The sequence below is a fragment of the Geminicoccus roseus DSM 18922 genome, assembly GCF_000427665.1.
GTDB lineage: Bacteria > Pseudomonadota > Alphaproteobacteria > Geminicoccales > Geminicoccaceae > Geminicoccus > Geminicoccus roseus.
Map to the genome: position 1 here is coordinate 3,385,351 of NZ_KE386572.1, position 19,880 is coordinate 3,405,230.

General features: G+C 68.7%; 16 protein-coding genes. 12 read left to right on the top strand and 4 right to left on the bottom strand.

Annotated features, from left to right (window positions below; genetic code table 11):
• The first annotated feature begins 102 nt into the window (after positions 1 to 102).
• Entirely contained in the window at positions 103 to 786 is a 684-nt protein-coding gene (locus tag GEMRO_RS0116985) for a response regulator (protein ID WP_027134967.1), read from the top strand.
• Positions 783 to 2,129, top strand: coding sequence for a sensor histidine kinase (locus GEMRO_RS30190; protein WP_051329168.1), 1,347 nt, complete (start codon positions 783 to 785; stop codon positions 2,127 to 2,129). The genes GEMRO_RS0116985 and GEMRO_RS30190 overlap by 4 nt, the downstream gene beginning before the upstream one ends.
• 3 nt (positions 2,130 to 2,132) lie before the next feature.
• On the opposite strand, the gene GEMRO_RS0116995 is transcribed toward GEMRO_RS30190, so the two are convergent.
• Genes GEMRO_RS0116995 through GEMRO_RS0117005 form a run of 3 tightly spaced genes read right to left on the bottom strand, consistent with a single transcriptional unit; the run spans position 2,133 to position 4,345 of the window.
• A complete protein-coding gene (locus GEMRO_RS0116995) occupies positions 2,133 to 3,095 on the bottom strand; it encodes a glutathione S-transferase family protein (protein ID WP_027134968.1) in 963 nt (320 codons plus the stop codon).
• Positions 3,096 to 3,113: 18 nt separating this feature from the next.
• Positions 3,114 to 3,446, bottom strand: a complete 333-nt coding sequence (locus GEMRO_RS0117000; protein WP_027134969.1) for a chaperone modulator CbpM — start codon at positions 3,444 to 3,446, stop codon at positions 3,114 to 3,116.
• On the bottom strand, positions 3,443 to 4,345 hold the full coding sequence (locus tag GEMRO_RS0117005; protein ID WP_035485493.1) for a DnaJ C-terminal domain-containing protein: 903 nt from the start codon (positions 4,343 to 4,345) through the stop codon (positions 3,443 to 3,445). Before GEMRO_RS0117005 ends, GEMRO_RS0117000 begins: the two co-directional genes overlap by 4 nt.
• A 293-nt stretch (positions 4,346 to 4,638) precedes the next feature.
• Here GEMRO_RS0117005 and glgX point away from each other — a divergent pair, with 293 nt between their 5' ends.
• Genes glgX through treY form a run of 3 tightly spaced genes read left to right on the top strand, consistent with a single transcriptional unit; the run spans position 4,639 to position 11,340 of the window.
• Complete coding sequence (gene glgX / locus GEMRO_RS0117010) at positions 4,639 to 6,765, top strand: glycogen debranching protein GlgX (RefSeq protein ID WP_027134971.1); 2,127 nt, start codon at positions 4,639 to 4,641, stop codon at positions 6,763 to 6,765.
• Between the two features lies 1 nt (position 6,766).
• Positions 6,767 to 8,575 (top strand): malto-oligosyltrehalose trehalohydrolase, encoded by a 1,809-nt coding sequence (gene treZ / locus GEMRO_RS30195; RefSeq protein WP_240476708.1) that lies wholly within the window; start codon positions 6,767 to 6,769, stop codon positions 8,573 to 8,575.
• Positions 8,572 to 11,340, top strand: a complete 2,769-nt coding sequence (treY, locus tag GEMRO_RS0117020; RefSeq protein ID WP_027134972.1) for a malto-oligosyltrehalose synthase — start codon at positions 8,572 to 8,574, stop codon at positions 11,338 to 11,340. Before treZ ends, treY begins: the two co-directional genes overlap by 4 nt.
• Positions 11,341 to 11,382: 42 nt before the next feature.
• Here treY and GEMRO_RS0117025 read toward each other — a convergent pair whose 3' ends face one another.
• Complete coding sequence (locus tag GEMRO_RS0117025) at positions 11,383 to 12,507, bottom strand: LacI family DNA-binding transcriptional regulator (RefSeq protein WP_051329169.1); 1,125 nt, start codon at positions 12,505 to 12,507, stop codon at positions 11,383 to 11,385.
• A gap of 91 nt (positions 12,508 to 12,598) precedes the next feature.
• Between GEMRO_RS0117025 and GEMRO_RS0117030 the strand changes: the two genes are divergently transcribed.
• The 7 genes from GEMRO_RS0117030 (at position 12,599) to GEMRO_RS30200 (ending at position 19,616) form a co-directional block, all read left to right on the top strand.
• Positions 12,599 to 13,831 carry an ABC transporter substrate-binding protein gene (locus GEMRO_RS0117030; protein WP_027134974.1) on the top strand — a complete coding sequence of 411 codons (1,233 nt, stop codon included), beginning with the start codon at positions 12,599 to 12,601 and terminating at the stop codon, positions 13,829 to 13,831.
• Positions 13,832 to 13,852: 21 nt separating this feature from the next.
• Entirely contained in the window at positions 13,853 to 14,776 is a 924-nt protein-coding gene (locus tag GEMRO_RS0117035) for a carbohydrate ABC transporter permease (protein ID WP_084507075.1), read from the top strand.
• On the top strand, positions 14,773 to 15,657 hold the full coding sequence (locus GEMRO_RS0117040) for a carbohydrate ABC transporter permease (RefSeq protein WP_027134976.1): 885 nt from the start codon (positions 14,773 to 14,775) through the stop codon (positions 15,655 to 15,657). The genes GEMRO_RS0117035 and GEMRO_RS0117040 overlap by 4 nt, the downstream gene beginning before the upstream one ends.
• A gap of 5 nt (positions 15,658 to 15,662) precedes the next feature.
• A complete protein-coding gene (locus tag GEMRO_RS0117045) occupies positions 15,663 to 16,742 on the top strand; it encodes an ABC transporter ATP-binding protein (RefSeq protein WP_035485496.1) in 1,080 nt (359 codons plus the stop codon).
• A gap of 26 nt (positions 16,743 to 16,768) precedes the next feature.
• Positions 16,769 to 17,515 (top strand): sugar phosphate isomerase/epimerase family protein, encoded by a 747-nt coding sequence (locus tag GEMRO_RS0117050; protein WP_035485499.1) that lies wholly within the window; start codon positions 16,769 to 16,771, stop codon positions 17,513 to 17,515.
• A 9-nt stretch (positions 17,516 to 17,524) separates the two neighbouring features.
• Complete coding sequence (locus GEMRO_RS0117055; protein WP_027134978.1) at positions 17,525 to 18,658, top strand: Gfo/Idh/MocA family protein; 1,134 nt, start codon at positions 17,525 to 17,527, stop codon at positions 18,656 to 18,658.
• Between the two features lie 169 nt (positions 18,659 to 18,827).
• Positions 18,828 to 19,616, top strand: coding sequence for a porin family protein (locus GEMRO_RS30200; RefSeq protein ID WP_051329170.1), 789 nt, complete (start codon positions 18,828 to 18,830; stop codon positions 19,614 to 19,616).
• Positions 19,617 to 19,880 lie beyond the last annotated feature (264 nt).

Below are 19,880 nucleotides of genomic sequence, written 5' to 3' on the forward strand. Positions count from 1 at the left end.
CCTTTTGGTGCGTCTGGTGCCCCCGCTCATCGACGCGCCGGCTGACCACAACCTGACATCGTGGCATGAGGAACATCCTGATCGGAAGCCTGGCGCCCCCGCATGCGAATCCTGCTCGTCGAAGACCATCCGGCCCTGCGCGAGGTGATGGCCGAGCATCTGGCCACGCGCGGCTTCGTGGTGGACGCGTTCGGCAGGGGCGAGGATGCGCTGGCCGCGGTGGCGGTGGCGGAATACGACGCTGCGGTTCTCGACCTGGGCCTGCCGGACATGGACGGCATGGACCTCCTGGCCGAGATCCGCCGGCGCACCGGCCACGCCCTGCCGGCCCTGCTGGCGACCGCCCGGGATGCGCTGCCGGACCGGATCCGCGGCCTGGACGCCGGTGCCGACGACTATCTGGTCAAGCCCTTCGACCTCCTGGAGCTGGAGGCGCGGCTGCGCGCAGTCCTGCGCCGGCCAGGCAGCCGCAGCCACGAGGTGCTCGGCTGCGGACGGCTGGAGCTGGACACCAGCCATCGCGAGGCAAGGGCAGGCGGGCAGCCGCTCGACCTGCAGCGGCGCGAGCTGGCCCTCCTGGAACAGCTCCTGCGCGCGAACGGCCGGGTGGTGGTGCGCGATGTCCTGGAGGAGCGGATCTATGGCCTGGATGACGCGGTGACCCCCAACGCCCTGGAAGCCCTGGTCTCGCGCCTGCGCCGCAAGCTCGACCTGGCCGGCGCCGGTGCGCGGATCGAGACCCGCCGGGGCATCGGCTACCGGCTGGTGGCGGACGAGCCGGCATGAGGCACTTCAGCCTGCGCCTCCGGCTGGCGCTGGTGATGCTGTTCGCGTTCTTTCTGGGCCTGGGCGGCTCCTCCCTGTTCTACTGGGCGGAGATCCACGAGCTGCAGGACGATCTGCTGGGCAGCGCGCTGCACCGGCAGGCCGGGATCACCACCGAGGCGATACAGGGCGACGCCGTGGCGGTGGACCGGCTGCCGCCTGACTGGGCCACCGCCTATCGCGAGCCGGACTCGCTCCTCCACTTTGTCCTCTACGCCGCCGACGGCAGCGTCCTCGACCACTCCCCCAACCTGCCGGCCGGGCTGCCGAGCCCGCTCGGGGTGCCGTTCGGGCAGGTGCGCCGGGTCGATGTCGGCCAGGAAAAGGCTGGTCTGGTCGTGGTGGCCGCCGGCGACGGGCGGATCCTGCAGGTGGCCAGGGCGGACATCTCCTCGCCGGGCCTGGTCGAGGAACTGACCGAGGAAGCGGTGGAGTTCCTGTTCTACACCATGCTCCCGTTCGCGCTGATGTCGATGACGGCCATCTGGCTGGTGGCCGGCTGGAGCCTGCGCCCGGTGCTGCGCGCCTCCCGGGCGGCCGCCCTGGTGAGCCCGGAGGCGCCGGATGCCCGCATCCCCACCAGGGGCCTGCCCAGCGAGGTGCTGCCCCTGGTGGATGCCGCCAACGGCGCCCTGCAGCGGCTGACCACCGCCTATGGCGCGGTCCGGCGCCTGACCGCCGACGCCGCCCACGAGCTGCGCACGCCGCTGGCGGCGCTGACCCTGCGCCTGCAGCGGGTGCAGGCCGGCGGCGCGGCGGACTGGCCGGCGATCGAGCGGGAACTCGGCCACCTGCGCCGCCTGGTGCAGCAGATGCTGGCCCTGGCGCGCCGGGAAAGCCCGGGCCAGGCAGTGGCGGAGGGTTGGGCGCCGCTCAACCTGTCCCGGATCGCCCGGGAAGTCGCGGCGTCGCTCCTGCCGCTGGCCGAGGCCGAGGGGCGGACGATCGAGGTGGACGCGCCGGTGCCGGCGCCGGTGGACGGGGTGGCGGACGAACTGCGCGACATGCTGCGCAATCTGGTCGAGAACGCGCTCGGCCACGGCGCCGGCAGGATCGTCGTGGCCGTGGCGCTGGCGCGGGACGGACGGGTGGATCTCGTGGTGAGCGACGAGGGCAGGGGCATCCCCCCGGAGCTGGGCGAGGCCGCCTTCGAGCGGTTCCGCAAGGGCGACGCGGCATCCGCCGGCGCGGGCCTGGGTCTGGCCATCGTGCGCCGGGTGGTCGAGCGGCATCGCGGATCGATCACCGTCGAGGACGGGCCGGGCTGCCGGATCAGGGTCAGCCTGGCCGCGGCCGCCGGCTGATCTTCACACCGGCTGGTCGAAGTCGATCTCAGGACCGACCGGGACGATCCCGCTTGGGTTGATGGTCCGGTGGCTCTCGTAATAGTGCCGCTTGGCGTGCATCATGTTGGTGGTGCCGCGGATCTCGTCCACCTGGTAGAGGCGGCGGGTGTAGGCCCACAGGTTCGGGTAGTCGGCCAGGCGGCGGATGTTGCACTTGAAGTGGCCGACATAGATCGAATCGAAGCGGAACAGGGTCGGGAACAGCCGCACATCCGCCTCGGTCAGCCGGTCGCCGCACAGGTACGGCCCGGACGAGAGCCGGTCCTCCAGCCAGTCCAGCGTCTCGAACAGGGCGAGCGCCGCTTTCTCGTAGGCCTCCTGGGAGGTGGCGAAGCCGGCCCGGTACACCCCGTTGTTCACGTTCGCATAGATCCGCTCGTTCAGCCGGTCGATCTCGGCCTCCAGCTCCGCCGGCAGGTAGTCGCCGGGCCGGGCTCCCACCGCGTCGAAGGCGCGGTTGAACATCCGGATGATCTCGGACGACTCGTTGCTGACGATCGTCCTTCTCTCCTTGTCCCAGAGCACCGGCACGGTCACGCGGCCGGTGAAGCGGGGTTCCGCGGCGGTGTAGATCTGGTGCAGGTAGCTTGCGTCCATCATCGGGTCCGGGACGACCCCCGGCCCCCGCTCGAAGGTCCAGCCGTTCTCCAGCATCCGCCAGTGGACCACCGACAGCCCGATCATCTCGTCCAGGCCCTTGAGCGCCCGCATGATCAGCGTCCGGTGCGCCCATGGGCAGGCATAGGAGACATAGAGATGGTAGCGGCCAGGCTCCGCAGGAAAGCCTCCCTGGCCGCTCGGGCCCGGCGATCCGTCAGAGGTCACCCAGTTGCGGAAGGACGCGTTCTCCCGCCGGAATTCCCCGCCCGTGCTCTTGGTGTCGTACCAGACGTCCTTCCAGACACCCTCAACCAGCTGTCCCACCCGCTGCTCCCGCTGCTTTCACCGCTCCAGGATGGCGCGGCACTTCTGGAAGATGCGCTGGCGCGCATCCGCCGGTTCCTCGGCGACCGCCCGCACCAGGGCCTTCAGTTCCCTTCGGGTGCCATACAGCTGGTCGATCAGCGACAGAACCACCGGCAGGGCCTCCTCGTCGATCCCCATCTCCTCCTGGAGCTCCTGGACCAGGCGGATCCTCGCCATGTCGATCTCGTCGAAGGTGGGACCTTCCAGGTCGGGCCAGGGCGTCACCCAGCCTCGCGCCACCCACAGACGGAGCTGCACGATCGAGACCTGGCGGATTTCCCGGATGACGTCGTCCTCCGTGCGCCTCATGTCGTCCTCCTGAGGTCGCTGCGCGGGTCATAGCCATGGCTCTGCCGCCATTTCTCCAGGAAGCTGGCGAGCTCGTCGTCGACCGGCTTCGGCATCACCACCCGCAGCACGATCCGCTGGTCGCCAGCCATGCCGCCGGCCGGCTTCACCCCCTTGCCCTTGAGGCGCAGCACGTCGCCGGTGCTGGAGCCCTTGGGCACGTTCATCTTCACCCGGCCGGAGATGGTGGGCACCTCGACCTGGCCGCCCAGCACCGCCTCGTCGATGGTGATCGGCAGGTCCAGGACGATGTCGGTGCCTTCCAGCCGGAAGAAGGGATGGGTCCCGACGCTGATCTCGACTAGCGCGTCGCCGGGCGGGCCGCCGCCGATCCCGGGCATGCCCTTGCCGGAGAGCCGCAGGACGTCGCCGTCCTTGATCCCGGCGGGAATGGTCACGTCCAGCGTCTGCCCGTCGGGCAGCGTGATCCGCTGCTTCCCGCCGTTGGCGGCATCCAGGAAGGCCACCGCCAGGCTGTAATGGGCGTCCCGGCCGCGGGCGCGGAAGTTCGCATTGCCCCGCTGCCGCCCGAACAGGTCCCCGAACACCCCCGACAGGTCCTCGAAGCCGGAAGCGGACCCGTAGCGGCCGCCCTGCTCGGCGTCGGCATAGTGCCGGTAGCTCCGCTGCTGCGGTCGCTCCGCTCCGGTCGCGTCGATCTCGCCCCGGTCGAAGCGGGCGCGCTTGTCCGGGTCGTTGAGCAGGTCATAGGCCGCCGAGACCTCCTTGAACCGATCCTCGGCGGCCTTGCTGCCCGGGTTCAGGTCGGGATGGAACTCCTTGGCGAGCTTGCGGTATGCTGCCCGGATGTCCGATGGCGCGGCGTCCTTGGCCACGCCGAGAACTTGGTAGGGATCCATCAGCTGCTGCCGTGCCTCCTGCCTGCTGGTCGACCGAACACACTGGTATGTCGAGTGGTCTTTCGTCCGCGAGAGTTCAAGAACCGACTGCGGCCAAGAGGCGTCGGACGATGCTCGGGATGCGCGGGAACCAAGGCGGGCGATGGTGGTTCAGATCGCGCACCTGCACCGGGGAAATGGCCTTCTGCATGTCGCCTCGGGCGGAACCGTCCCCGGCCGGCTGCACCGTAACGCTTGCGGACGAGCAGGTCCCGGACACAATTGATGTGCGATGACATGGTGGGAGATTGGCGTTGAGCAACGGCACCAGGATCAAGGAAGGTCTTCCATATCCCAAAGGTGCCACCTGGGATGGCAGGGGCGTCAACTTCGCGTTGTTCTCGGCCCATGCGACCAAGGTCGAGCTCTGCCTGTTTGATGCAGCCGGGAAGAAAGAGCTCCAGCGGATCGAGCTCCCCGAATACACCAACCAGATCTGGCATGGCTACCTGCCCGACGTCCGGCCCGGCGACATCTACGGCTACCGGGTGCACGGCCCCTACGAGCCGGAGGCCGGCCACCGGTTCAACCCGAACAAGCTGCTGCTGGATCCCTATGCCCGTGGCCATGTCGGCACGATCGAATGGAACCCGGCCTGCTTCGGCTATCAGATGGAGACCGGTGACGACCTGACCTTCGACGAGCGAGACAGCGCGCCGTTCGTGCCCAAGTGCGTGGTGGTCGATCCGAACTTCGACTGGAAGGGCGAGCCGGAGCGCCAATACATCCCCTGGGACCGCACGGTCATCTACGAGACCCACGTGAAGGGCTTCACCAAGCTCCACCCCGGGGTGCCCAAGAAGCTGCGCGGCACCTATGCCGGGTTCGGCGACCGCAAGGTGCTGGACTATATCCGGTCGCTCGGCGTCACCTCGGTCGAGTTTCTGCCGATCCACACCTTCCTCGACGACAGCTACCTGACCGACCAGGGGCTGCGGAACTACTGGGGCTACAGCAGCATCGGCTTCTTCGCGCCGGATCCGCGCTACGCCCACGAGCCGGAGCAGAGCCTGCGCGAGTTCAAGGAGATGGTGGCCCGCTGCCACGATGCCGGCCTCGAGGTGATCCTCGACGTGGTCTACAACCACACCGCCGAGGGCAACGAGAAGGGTCCGACCCTTTCGTTCAAGGGCATCGACAATGCCAGCTACTACCGGCTCCTGCCGGACGAGCCGCGCTACTACATCAACGACACCGGTACCGGGAACACGGTCAATCTCAGCCATCCGCGCGTCCTGCAGATGGTGACCGACAGCCTGCGCTACTGGGTGCAGGAACTCCATGTCGACGGCTTCCGCTTCGACCTCGGCACGATCCTGGCCCGCGAGCCGAACGGCTTCGACAACCAGAGCGGCTTCCTCAAGGCGTGCAGCCAGGATCCGCTGCTGGCGGAGGTCAAGCTGATCGCGGAACCGTGGGACTGTGGCCCCGGCGGCTACCAGGTCGGCGGCTTCCCGCCGGGCTGGGCGGAGTGGAACGACCAATACCGGGACACGGTGCGCGACTTCTGGCGCGGCGAGGCCGCGGCCACAGCCCTGGCGCCGCGCCTGTGCGCGTCCCGGGACATGTTCGACCATCAGGGCCGGCGCCCGTGGGCCAGCGTGAACTTCATCACCGCCCATGACGGTTTCACCCTGGCGGACATGGTGTCCTACAACGAGAAGCACAACGAGGCGAACGGCGAGAACAACCAGGACGGCCACTCGCACAACCGTTCCTGGAACTGCGGCGCCGAAGGCCCGACCGACGACCCGGACATCAACGCGCTGCGCGAACGGCAGATGCGCAACTTCCTGGCGACCCTTCTCCTGTCCCAGGGCACGCCCATGCTGATGGCCGGCGACGAGTTCGCGCGGACCCAGGGCGGCAACAACAACGCTTATTGCCAGGACAACGAAATCAGCTGGGTCGACTGGAACATCGCGGAGCGGGGCGAGAAGCTGATCGCCTTCGTCAAGAAGCTCACCAAGCTGCGCCGCGACTTCCCGATCCTGCGCCGCAACCGCTTCCTGACCGGGCATTACGACGAGGACCTGGACGTCAAGGACGTCACCTGGATCAACGCCAACGGCTCGGAGATGCAGGGCGAGGACTGGGACAACGGCAACACCAAGTGTTTCGGCATGATGGTGGACGGCCGCGCCCGGGCAACCGGCCTGCGCAAGCGCGGCGAGGACGTGTCGCTGCTGATCGTGTTCAACGGCTACCACGACCTGGTGGAGTTCACGCTGCCGCCCTGCGCGGGTGGCGACAAGTGGGAGCTGCTGGTGGACACCAATCTCGAGGAGGTTCCCGAGGCGCATGTGCTGGCCACCGGCGACGTCTATGGGGTGACCGGCCGATCGCTCCTGCTGTTCGCCTTCCAGACGGATCCAGCCTGAAATGGCCCAGACGCGTCCCAGCCTGAGCCGCGTCCACAACATGCCGCACGGGGCGGAGATCCTGGCCGATGGCCGGGTCCGCTTCCGGCTGTGGGGACCCGGCCACACCCGCATCGAGCTGGCCCTCGATGACCGGGATCCCATCGCCATGCAGTCCGGCCAGGACGGCTGGCACGAACTGGTCACGCACGATGCCCGTGCCGGGACGCGCTACCATTTCGTGCTGCCGGACGGGCTGCGGGTCCCCGATCCGGCCTCGCGCTACCAGCCGGACGACGTGCACGGCCCGAGCGAGGTGATCGATCCGGCCGCCCATGCCTGGACCGACGGGGCGTGGCAGGGTCGGCCCTGGCACGAGGCGGTCATCTACGAGCTGCATGTCGGCACCTTCACCGAGGCGGGAACGTTCCTGGCCGTGGTGGATCGGCTCGACGACCTGGTCGATCTGGGGGTGACCGCCATCCAGCTGATGCCGCTCTCGGATTTCCCGGGCAAGTACAACTGGGGCTATGACGGCGTCCTGCCCTACGCCCCGGACAGCAGCTACGGGCGGCCGGAGGACCTGAAGGTCCTGGTCCAGGAGGCCCACGCGCGCGGCCTGATGGTGCTGCTCGACGTGGTCTACAATCACTTCGGGCCCGAGGGGAACTATCTCGGCACGTATGCACCGGTGTACTTCACCGACCGGCACCACACCCCGTGGGGCGCGGCCGTCAACTATGACGGGCCGAGCAGCCAGCCGGTGCGGGACTTCGTTCTCCACAACGCGATGTACTGGCTCGACGAGTTCCACCTGGATGGCCTGCGCCTGGACGCGGTGCACGCCATCATCGACGACAGCCCGCAGCATCTGCTGGATGAGCTGCGTGGGATCGTCGGCAGTCTCTCCGCCTCGCGGCACGTCCACCTGATCCTGGAAAACGAGGAGAACGAGGCGCGCCGGCTGGGCGACGACGTCGCGCAGTGGAACGACGACCTCCACCATGTGCTGCACACGGCGGCGACCGGGGAAGGCGACGCCTACTACCAGGAATATCTGGGCGACACGGAGAAGCTCGGCCGCGCCCTGGCCGAGGGCTTCGCCTTCCAGGGCGACATGATGCGCTACCGGGGGCATGCCCGGGGCGAATCAAGCGCCCATCTGCCGCCGATCGCCTTCATCGGGTTCGTCCAGAACCACGACCAGATCGGCAACCGGGCCTTTGGCGAGCGGCTGCACATGCTGGCGCCGGACAAAGCGGTTCGTGCCGTCACCGCGGCCTGCCACCTGGCGCCGCAGGTGCCGATGCTGTTCATGGGCGAGGAGTGGGCGACATCCCGCCCTTTCACCTTCTTCTGCGACTTCTCCGACGAACTCGGGCAGGCGGTCCATGCCGGGCGGCTGAAGGAGTTCTCGCGGTTCCCGCAGTTCGCCGACCCGGAGGTGCGCTCGCGCATCATGCATCCGCAGGCCGAGGCGACGTTTCGTGCCGCAAAGCTCGCCTGGGACGAACGCGCCGGTTCGCCCCACCGCGACATGCTCGACTGGTACCGCCGCCTCCTGGCGGCTCGCCGCCGCTTGGTCGTGCCGCTCCTTCCGTCCATCCGCCGGGGCGGCAGCTTCACGGTGGTTGGCGACCTGGCCGTGGAGGTGTCCTGGACCGTGGAGGGCGGCGGAAGCCTGATCCTCGCCGGCAACTTCAAAGACAGCCCGCAGGCAGGCTTCACCGGCACCGACGCATCGCCCTTCTGGACGGAAGGGCAGGTCTCCGGAGGTGAACTCGGCCCCTGGGCGATCTGCTGGACCCATACGAAAGCCAAGTCTTCATGAACGTCGGCGCCACCTATCGCCTCCAGTTCCACCAGGGTTTCGGTTTCGACGACGCTGCGGCGATCGCGCCCTATCTTGCCAGGCTCGGCGTCAGCCATGTCTACGCTTCGCCCTACCTGATGGCCCGGCGCGGCAGCACCCACGGCTACGACATCATCGACCATAACCAGCTCAACCCGGAGCTTGGCGGCGACGAGGCGTTCGCCCGGATGTGCGCGGCGTTCGACCGGCACGGGCTGCGCCAGATCCTCGACTTCGTGCCGAACCACATGGGGGTGGGCGGCTCGCGCAACCCGTTCTGGCTGGACGTGCTCGCCTGGGGCGCGGATTCCGAGTACGCTGGCTGGTTCGACATCGACTGGAACCCGAACCAGGACTACCTGAAGGGCAAGCTGCTGGTCCCGTTCCTGGGCGACCAGTACGGCGCCGAGCTGGAGGCGGGCCGGCTCGTCCTGAAGTTCGACGAGGCGAGCGGCAGCTTCGCGGTCTGGGCCTACGACACCCATGCCCTGCCGATCTGCCCGCTGCACTATGCGCGGATCATTTCCGCCGCGCACCCGGACCTCGAGCAGCTGGGCGACGCATTCACCTTTGCCACCGAATGGCGCCCGCAAATCGCGCGGCGTGCCGCCAGGCTGCAGGCCGAGCTGGCGGAACTGGTGCGCGACAATCTGGAGATCCGCGCCGCGATCCATGCCGCCGTCTCCCATCTGAACGGCCGCCCGGGCGAGCCGGAGAGCTGGGCGGAACTGGACGCGCTCATCCAGGACCAGCACTGGCGGGTCGCCCATTTCCGGGTGGCCGGGGACGACATCAACTACCGGCGCTTCTTCAACATCAACGAGCTGGCCGGGCTGCGCATCGAGCTGCCCGACCTGTTCGACCACGCCCACCGCCTGGTGTTCCGCCTGCTCCGCGACGGGGTGATCGACGGGCTGCGGATCGACCATGTCGACGGCCTGTTCGACCCCAAGCAGTACGTGGAGCGCCTGCGCCGCAAGGCCCTGGACGGCGCCTCGGAGCAGCGGCCCTTCTACCTCGTGGTCGAGAAGATCCTTTCCCACCACGAATCGCTGCGCGACGACTGGGCGATCGAGGGGACCACCGGCTACGAGTACCTGAACCTGCTCACCGGGGTGCTGGTCGATCCGGCGGCGGAGGAGGCGTTCACCCAGGTCTATGCCGAGTTCGCCGGGGCGAAGGAGCCGTTCCACGAGGTCGTCCGGAACTGCAAGATCCGGATCATGCAGACCGAGATGGCCAGCGAACTGACGGTGCTGGCCAGGGATGCGGCCAGGGTGGCCAGGCAGAACCGGCGCACCGCCGACTTCACCCAGAACATCCTGGAGCGGGCGCTGCGCGAGATCATCGCCTGCTTCCCGGTCTACCGGACCTACCTGACCCTGGAAGGCGACTTCGGCGAGGCCGACCAGCGCGACCTTTCCTGGGCGATGGCCCAGGCGCGCCGGCACCGTCCGGACCTGGACAAGAGCGTGTTCGACTTCTGCGAGGCGATGCTCTCCGGCAGCCTGGTCGCCGAGCCCAAGAGCGGCTTCAGCCGCTACGCCGTCCTGCGCTGCGCCATGAAGTTCCAGCAGCTCAGCGGCCCGGTCATGGCCAAGGGGCTGGAGGACACCGCCTTCTACCGCTTCAACCGCTTCGTGGCGCTGAACGAGGTGGGCGGGCATCCCGACCGGTTCGGCACCACGCTGGCGGCCTTCCACCGCGCCAACCAGGTCCGCGCCGAGAACTGGCCGCAAGCGATGCTGTCCAGCTCGACCCACGACACCAAGCGCGGCGAGGACACCCGGGCGCGTCTGGTGGCGCTCTCGGAACTGCCCGAGGAATGGCAGCGGCAGGTCCAGGCCTGGAGCCGGATCCTGCGCGCCCGGCGCGGCGACGTCGAGGGCCACGCGCCGCCGGATCGCAACGACGAGTACCTGTTCTACCAGCTCTTGCTGGGGGCATGGCCGGTCGAGCTCCTGTCGGGCCCGATCGACCAGGACGCCATCGACACGCTGCGCGAGCGCCTGAAGGGGGCGATGACCAAGTCGGTGCGCGAGGCGAAGCTGCACTCCTCCTGGACGGCGCCGGATGCCGCCTATGAGGAGGCGCTGCTGGGCTTCGTGGACGATGCTCTGGACACCGAACGCTCCGGCGCGTTCCTCGACCAGTTCCGCCCGTTCGCGGAGAAGGTCGCGGCTTTGGGCGCGGTCAACACGCTGGTGCAGACCGTCCTGAAGCTGACCTCCCCGGGCGTCCCCGACCTCTACCAGGGCACCGACCTCTGGGACCTGAGCCTGGTCGACCCGGACAACCGCCGGCCGGTGGACTACGGGCAGCGCCGCACGTTCCTGGAGGAAATTGCCCCGGCGCTGGATCGGGACCGCGCCGGCACGATGCGGGCACTGTTCGCCGACTGGAAGGACGCGCGTTTCAAGCTGGCGACGGTCCAGACCCTGCTGGACGACCGGCGCCGGCGTCCTGGCCTCTACGCGGAAGGCTCCTATGAGGGGCTGGCGGCCAAGGGCGCGGATGCCGAGCGGGTCTGCGCCTTCGTCCGCCGCCACGAGCAGGAGCTGCTGGTGGTGGTCGCCGCCCGCTTCCCCGGGCGGGGGACTTCGGTCGACGCGACGCTTCCGGAGATCGCCGGGCAGGGCCGGGTCCGCGACCTGCTGACCGGCCGGGAACTGTCGCTGGACAGCCTCCGCTTGGACGAGGTCCTGGCGGACCTTCCGGTGGCGGTGCTGGTCAACATCGACTGATCGGGCAGGGGGGCGGCCAGCGCCGGCCCCCGGCTTCCCGCCTCAGTTCCCGGGAGGCGCCGTGGTGCCGCCCGTCTGCAGTTCGGGCGCGAACCGGACCGCGTGCTCCTCCGGGGCAAGTTCGCGCCCCTGCATGAGCCGGAGCAGGAGTTCCGCGGCCTTGCGGCCGATTCCTTCGCGCGGCTGGCGGATGGTGGTGAGCGGCGGCTCGCAGAACTCGGCGAACGGGATGCCGTCGAACCCCATCAGGGACAGGTCGCCCGGGATCGACACGCCGCCCCGGCGGACCTCCTTCATGAACCCGATCGCCATCTCGTCGCTGGCGGCGAACACGGCGCTCGGCCGCTCGCCCTGCGCCAGGAACGTCGCTGCCGCCTGGATGCCGGAGCTGATCCGGAAGTCGCCGGGATAGCGGGTCACCGCGTCGGCCGGGATCCCGCTGCGCGCCAGGGCGGCCAGGAACCCGCGGCAGCGGACCTGTTCGATGGGGTGCCAGTCGGGCCCACCGAGATAGCCGAAGCGGCGATGGCCGAGCGCCAGCAGATGCTCGGCGGCCATCGTCACCGCCGCCTCCTCGTCGATCGTCACCACCGGCACGTTCTCGAAATCTGGTGTCGTCACCCCCACCATCGGCACCCCGGAATCCGCCAGCGAATGGCGGGTGGTCTTGGGCATCCGGCCGACCATCAGGAGGACGCCGTCGACCTGGCCGGCGGAGACCAGGTTCACGATCCGCTCCTCGCGCTCTACGCTCTCGTAGAGATTGCCGAGCAGGACGCCGTAGCCTTTGGACGACAGCGCCCGGTCGACGCCCAGCAGGAGCTCGTTGAAGAACGGGGTGACCATCGCCTCGGCGGGTTCGTCGTCGCTGGCCGGGGAGGAGAGCACCACCAGCACGTTCATCGACCGCGCCGCCCGCAGCGAGCGCGCCGCCACATTGGGCGTGTAGCCGGTGGCCCTGACCGCTTCAAGGATCCTGGCGCGGGTCTCCGGAAGGACCCGGTCCGGCCGCGCCAGGGCGCGGCTCACCGTCGAGGCCGACACGCCGACCAGGGCCGCGACGTCCTCGATCTTGGTGACCCGCGGGCGGCCATTGCGCCGCCCCGCGGCCGCCTCCGCCTGGACGCCCGCCGGTCTGCCCGATGCCGACTTGTCCTCGATACTCATGAAATCGTCTTGAGCCGAAAAAAAAGACTTGTCAAATGCAGATGCAAACGATTGCATACTGCCATCATCAAGAAACAGGGGAGGACCGTCCATGCGCGCTTATCGTCTGGCTTGTCTGGCAACCACGCTGGTGGTTGCCGTGCCGACCATGGCCCTGGCCGAGATGCGGGCCGAGGTCCTGCACTGGTGGACGTCGGGTGGCGAAAGCGCCGCCGTGGGCGTGTTCGCCAAGCAGTTCGAGCAGGCAGGAGGCACCTGGGTCGACAGCGCCATCGCCGGTGGCCAGGCGGCGCGCACCGCCGGCATCAACCGGATCGTCGGCGGCAATCCGCCGACCGCGATGCAGTTCAACACCGGCAAGCAGTTCGACGAGCTGGTGGCCAACGGGCTGCTCGCCAGCCTGGAGGAAGCCGCCACCGCCCAGAACTGGCGCGAGGTGCTGCCGCCGGCCCTGGTGACCGCCACCACCCGGGACGACAAGTTCTACGCCGTACCGGTGAACATCCACGGCATCAACTGGCTGTGGTACAACAAGAAGCTGTTCGACGAGGCCGGCATCCAGGAGCCGGCCACCTGGCCGGAGGTCGTCGCCGCCGGGCAGAAGCTGGCGGAGGCGGGGCTGGTGGGCCTGGCCCAGGGCGGCCAGCCCTGGCAGGAGCGGACCCTGTTCAACGCCGTGCTGGTCGGCCATGGCGGCACCGAGCTGTTCTACCGGATCTACCGGGAGGGCGACCAGGAGGCGGTCGAAAGCGACGGCTTCCGGGCGACCGCCGACCTGTTCCGGGAGCTCCAGCGCCTGACCGACGAAGGCAGTCCCGGCCGGAACTGGAACGACGCCACCGCCATGGTGCTGACCGGCAAGGCCGGGATGCAGGTCATGGGCGACTGGGCCAAGGGCGAGTTCGCCGCCGCCGGCCAGAAGCCCGGCGAGGATTTCGGCTGCACGATCATCGGCGAGGGCGGCTACCTGATGGGCGGCGACATGTTCGTGTTCCCCGCCGCCGGTCAGGAGGAAGCCACCCCCGCCCAGGTGGCGCTCGCCGAGGTGATGTTCGCGCCCGAGACCCAGGTCGCCTTCAACCAGATCAAGGGGTCGGTGCCGTCCCGGCTCGATGTCGACGTGTCGGGCATGGATGCCTGTGCCCAGAAGGGAGCGGCCGCGCTGAAGGATCCGGCGCGGCAGGTGCCCACCACGGAGATGCTGATCAGCCCCGACCTGTCGGGCGCCCTCGATGACGTCATCACCCAGTTCTGGAACAATCCCTCGATGACCACGGACGAGTTCGTCCAGCGGTTCGTCGGCGCCATGCAGGCTGCCGGCTGACCGCTGATCCGGAGCCGGCCCATGGCTGTTTCTACCCTTGCCACCGCGAGCCAGCCCGCCCGCCAGCACCGGCGCCGGCGGGGCCTGGCCGCGACGATCGCCCTGATCCCCCTCGCGGTGGTCGTGGTCGTGGTCTATCTCGGCTGCATGCTGTGGACGGTGCGGCTGTCCTTCAGCAGTTCCAAGCTCCTGCCGGTGCTCGACTGGGTCGGGGTGCAGCAGTACGACCGCCTGTTCGCCAACGAGCGGTTCACGGTCTCCGCGATCAACATCGGCATCTTCGGCGTCCTGTTCATCGGCGGCTGCCTCGTCCTGGGCTTTCTCCTGGCCGTGTTCATCGACCAGCGGATCCGCGCCGAGGGCGTCTTCCGCACGCTCTTCCTGTTCCCGCACGCCATGTCGTTTGTGGTGACCGGGCTGGCCTGGCAGTGGTTCCTGAACCCCACGCTCGGCCTGCAGAAGCTGGTGCGCGACGCGGGCTTCCCAAGCTTCACCTTCGACTGGCTCGTGAACCAGGAGATGGTGATCTACACCCTGGTGATCGCCGGGGTCTGGCAGGCGGCGGGCCTAGTCATGGCGATCCTCCTGGCCGGCCTGCGCGGGGTCGACGAGGATTTGTGGAAGGCCGCCCGTATCGACGGGATCCCGCCCTGGCGGGTCTATCTCTCGATCGTGCTGCCGCTGATCGGTCCGATGATCGTGACCGCGACGGTGCTGCTCGCCGTCCAGGTGGTGAAGCTCTACGACCTGGTGGTCGCCATGACCCGGGGCGGGCCCGGCATCGCCTCGGAAGTCCCCGCCAAGTTCGTGATGGACCATTTCTTCGAGCGCAACAATATCGGGCTGGCCACCGCCGCTGCGACCATGATGCTGGTCACCGTGGTCGCGGCCCTGGCGCCCTGGATCTATGCCCGGTACATCCGCGCCGCCGGGAGGCAGCCATGAGTTCCGTCGAGCCCTCCGGCCGCCGGCCGCGCCGCGTCGGCATCGCCAGGATCGGCGTCTACGCCTTTCTCCTGAGTGCGGCGGCGTTCTTCCTGCTGCCGCTCTGGATCATGGTGATGACCTCCCTGAAGCCGATGGAGGAAGTCTGGCAGGGCAACATCCTGGCCTGGCCGTCGAGCCCGACCGTCCAGCCCTGGATCCAGGCCTGGTCCGCGGCCTGCACCGGCCTGGAATGCGGCGGCATCAGCGTGGGCTTCTGGAACTCGGTGCGGATCCTGGTGCCGTCCCTGGTCCTCTCGGTCCTGGCCGGCGCGGTGAACGGCTACGCGCTGTCGTTCTGGAAGGTGAAGGGCGCCAACATCCTGTTCGGCATCCTCTTGGCCGGCGCCTTCATCCCCTACCAGGTGTTCCTCTACCCCCTGGTGCGGATGTTCTCCCAGGCCGGCATCTACAACTCGCTGGCCGGCATCGTGATCGTCCACGTGGTGTTCGGCATGCCGATCATGACGCTCCTGTTCCGCAACTACTACGCCTCCCTGCCGGTGGAGCTGTTCAACGCCGCGCGCATCGACGGCGGCGGCTTCTGGACGATCTTCACCCACGTGCTCCTGCCGATGTCGACGCCGATCCTGATCGTGGCGACCATCCTGCAGGTCACCGGCATCTGGAACGACTTCATCTTCGGCCTGACCTTTGCCGGCCGGGAGAACCTGCCCATGACCGTTCAGCTCAACAACATCGTCAACTCGACCCAGGGCGAGCGCGCCTACAATGTCGACATGGCGGCGACCATCCTGACCGCCCTGGTCCCGCTCGCCGTCTACTTCCTGTCCGGGCGCTGGTTCGTGCGCGGCATCGCCGCCGGCGCGGTGAAGGGTTAGCGATCATGGCCGATGTCTCGCTTCGCGGCATCTCGGTGGCCTTCCAGGCGATCAGCGTGTTCGACCAGCTCGACCTCGAGGTCGAGCGCGGCGAGTTCCTGGTCCTCCTGGGTCCGTCCGGCTGCGGCAAGTCCACCCTGCTCAACGCCATCGCCGGCCTGCTCGACGTCGCCACCGGCCAGATCTGGATCGGCGGGCGCAACGTCACCTGGGAGGAGCCCAAGGACCGGGGCATCGCCATGGTGTTCCAGTCCTACGCGCTCTATCCGCGCATGAGCGTGCGCAAGAACATGTCGTTCGGCCTGCGCATGGCGAAGACGCCCAAAGACGAGATCGAGCGCCGGGTCGCCAAGGCGGCCGGCATGCTGCAGATCGACCATCTGCTCGACCGCCGGCCGGACCAGCTGTCCGGCGGCCAGCGCCAGCGCGTCGCCATCGGCCGCGCCATGGTGCGCGACGCCGACGTGTTCCTGTTCGACGAGCCGCTGTCCAACCTCGACGCCCAGCTCCGCAACGAGCTGCGCGTGGAGATCAAGCGCCTCCACCAGCAGCTCGGCGCCACCATGATCTACGTCACCCACGACCAGATCGAGGCATTGACCCTGGCCGATCGGGTGGCCGTCATGAAGGACCTGAAGATCCAGCAGCTGGCGCCGCCGCACGAGATCTACCACCGGCCGGCCAACCGGTTCGTCGCCGGCTTCGTCGGCAGCCCGCGCATGAACTTCGTCGAGGGCTGGCTGGAGGCGACCGACCAGGGCGGCTGGCTGTTCAGCAACGGAACCCACCACCTGCCGCTGCCGGACTATCCGTTCGAGCGGCCGCCGAGCCAGCACCAGGAGGTCACCCTGGGCATCCGCCCCGAGCATCTGCAGCCGGCCGAGGCCGGGGTCTGGACCGGCTTCCTGGTCGAGATGACCGAGCCGATGGGCGCCGACATGCTGGTCTGGGTCCGCTCCGGCCCCGACCTGTTGTCGATCCGCACCGAGAGCGACCGGCGGATCGCCGTGGGCGAACGCCTGGCCCTGCACCTTCCGGTCGACCGGGTGTCGCTGTTCGCCCAAGACGACGGCCGCCGGCTCTGACGCGCTTCCAAGATCACAGGATCCCCATGACCATCGCACCCGGCCTGCAGCTCTATTCGCTGCGCGAGTTCCCGCCGCTCGACCTCCGCCTCCAGGAACTGGCCGATCTCGGCTATCGGAAGGTTGAGCCCTATGGCGCCCTGATGACGGATCCGGACGGCCTCGCCGCGTCGATCCGGCGGGTCGGCCTGGCGTCGCCCACCGCCCATGTCGGTCTCGACCGTCTGCGCTGCGGCATGGACGACGTGCTGCGGATCGCGGAGACCTTGGACCTAGAGGTCATCGTGGTGCCGTTCCTGCAGCCGGACGACCGGCCGGGCGACACGCCTGGCTGGATGCGCATCGGTGCGGAGATTGCCGGCTATGCCGTGAAGGCGAAGTCCGCCGGCCGGCAGCTCGCCTGGCACAACCACGACTTCGAGATGCTGCAGCTTCCCGATGGCAGCCGCCCGATGGAGCACCTGCTGGCCGCCTCCGACGATGTCCTGTGGGAGTGCGACGTCGCCTGGGTGGCGCGGGGTGGCGAGGACCCCACCGACTGGATCCGGCGCTATCCCGAGCGGATCGTCGCCGCCCACGTCAAGGACATCGATCCGAATGGCGGCAACGGCGAGGACGGCTGGGCCGATGTCGGCCACGGCATGCTCGACTGGGGCCTGATCGTGCCGGCGCTGAAGGCGGCGGGCACGCGCCACTGGATCGCGGAACACGACAAGCCCTCGGACGGTTTGCGCTTCGCCGCCCGTTCGATCGAGACCATGCGGAGCTGGTGAGGCGACAAGATGAGCAAGCTTGGCATCGGCATCGTCGGCTGCGGGGTGATCGCCGACATCTACTGCCGCAACGCCCCGCAATTCGCCGACATCGAGATCCGCGCCTGCGCCGACCTGCGGGCCGACGTCGCCATGGCGCTGGCCGACCGCTACGGGCTGCGCGCCGGCACACCCGGCGACCTGATGGGGGCGGACGACATCGACATCGTCCTGAACCTGACCGTACCCAATGCCCATGCCGCGGTCAGCTCCGCGGCCCTGGAGGCAGGCAAGCATGTCTACAGCGAGAAGCCTCTCGCGACCTCGCTGCAGGATGCCCGCGACCTGACGGACCTGGCCCAGCGGCAGGGACTTCAGCTGGCGGTGGCGCCCGACACGTTCCTGGGGCCGGGCGGGCAGCTGGCCCGGCGGCTGGTCGACGAGGGCGGGATCGGCAGAGTCACCGCCGGCACCGCCTTCGTCATGTCCCGCGGCATGGAGCACTGGCACCCGTCCCCGGAATTCTACTTCCGCCCGGGCGGCGGCCCGGTGTTCGACATGGGCCCCTACTACATCACCCAGCTCGTCCAGCTCCTGGGGCCGGTGGCCCGGGTCATGGCGCTCTCGGCGACCGGCCTGACGGAGCGTCTGGTCACCGCCGAGGGGCCGATGCAGGGCCGGACGATCCGGCCGGAGACGCCCACCACGGTGATGGCGCTGCTGGACTTCGCCGGCGGCGCGAAGGTGATGTACGGCTCCAGCTGGGACGTGGAGGCGCACGGCCACCGGCCGCTGGAACTGTACGGGACGCGGGCGTCGCTGCGGGTGCCCGATCCGAACTTCATGGGAGGCGTCGTCGAGATCGGCACCCGCGCCGAGGGCTGGCAGGAGATTCCCACCAGCAGCGCTCCGTTCGGCGCCGCCAACTATCCGCTCGACGCGCCGGTCCATGCCAACCATCGCGGCCTCGGCATCGCGGAGTTCGCGCAGGCGATCCGGCAGGGCCGGACGCCCCGCCTGGCGGGCGGCCTCGGCCTGCACGTCACCGCGGTCATGGAGGGCGTGCTGGTGGCCGGGGGGGACGGCCGGGTCGTGACGATCGAGGACAGCTGCCAGCGCCCGCCGGCCTTGAGCGAAGCGGAGGCGCTCAGTCTGCTGGCCTAGCAAGGGGCCGGGCACGTTCGGAGATTGAACGTGCCGCCCGTGGCTTTCCTTTGTACATCTTGGCCCAGCCGGCTCGATCTCGGGCCTGGGGAGGCCAGAGCGCCGGTCCGGGAATTCTTCCTGGCCCGGCTACTGCAGGGACCGCCATCGGTTGGAGGTTTGCAGCAACATGATCATCCGGGGCATGGGCTGGCGTGGCATCAAGGCATGGTCGTTAGCGGCGCTGCTGCTGGGTGCATCGGGAACTGCTCGGGCCCAGGACGAGGCGCTGACGTCCTCCGACGGCTGGCAATTCCAGCTTTCTCCCTATCTCTGGGCTGCCGGCCTTCAAGGGGATGTCGGCACGAGGTCCAACCTGCCGACGGTGAAGGTCGACGCCGACTTCGATGACATCATCTCCGACACCGATTTCGCGCTGATGCTTGCGGGCGACGCACGCCACGGCAGGTTCGGGGTGCTTGGCGATTTGGTCTACCTGTCCTTGTCGGACAGCAACGCCACCCCCGGCGGCCTGTTCGGCGGCGTGGAAGCCGACATGGACACGACGTTCTTGACCGTGGCCCCTTACTATCGGGCCATCGACGACAGATCTGTCGCGCTCGACGTCTTTGCCGGCGGCCGGCTCTGGTACGTCGACACCAAGATCAAGGCATTGGCCGGTCGCCTGCCCGAGCGAAGCGACGGCGAAAGCCAGACCTGGCTGGACCCGATCCTGGGCGTGCGAGGCCAGGCTGTGCTCGGACGGGGCTTCTCGATCACGGCCAGCGCGGATGCGGGCGGCTTTGGCGTCGGATCCGAGTTCACCTGGCAGCTGGTCGGGACCGTCGACTACGAAATACGGGACTGGATCGCGGTCCGGGCCGGATACCGGCACCTGGATGTCGACTACAAGGAGGATGGCTTCACCTGGGACGTCGCCCTGAGCGGACCGATCGTCGGAGTGACCTTCCGGTTCTGAACGCCGACGACAGCAGCGGTTGATCTTCTCGCAGCCGCAATAGGGACCCCGGGAGCCTGGCCATCGGCTGGGCGGTATCCGAGGAAGCGCCATGCTGCCCTGGCGGCCTGGAGGTTTCCTGATCCACCCAAGGATGTTCTGGACGAAGACAGGGCGGTGAACCGTGCCTTCCAGTCTCCGGCAGGTCGGCTCTCGCTCGCCTGCTTGCCGGCCGGACAGGGAAACTCATCCTCCGGTCGTACCCGAGGGCCAGCCACCTCTGGA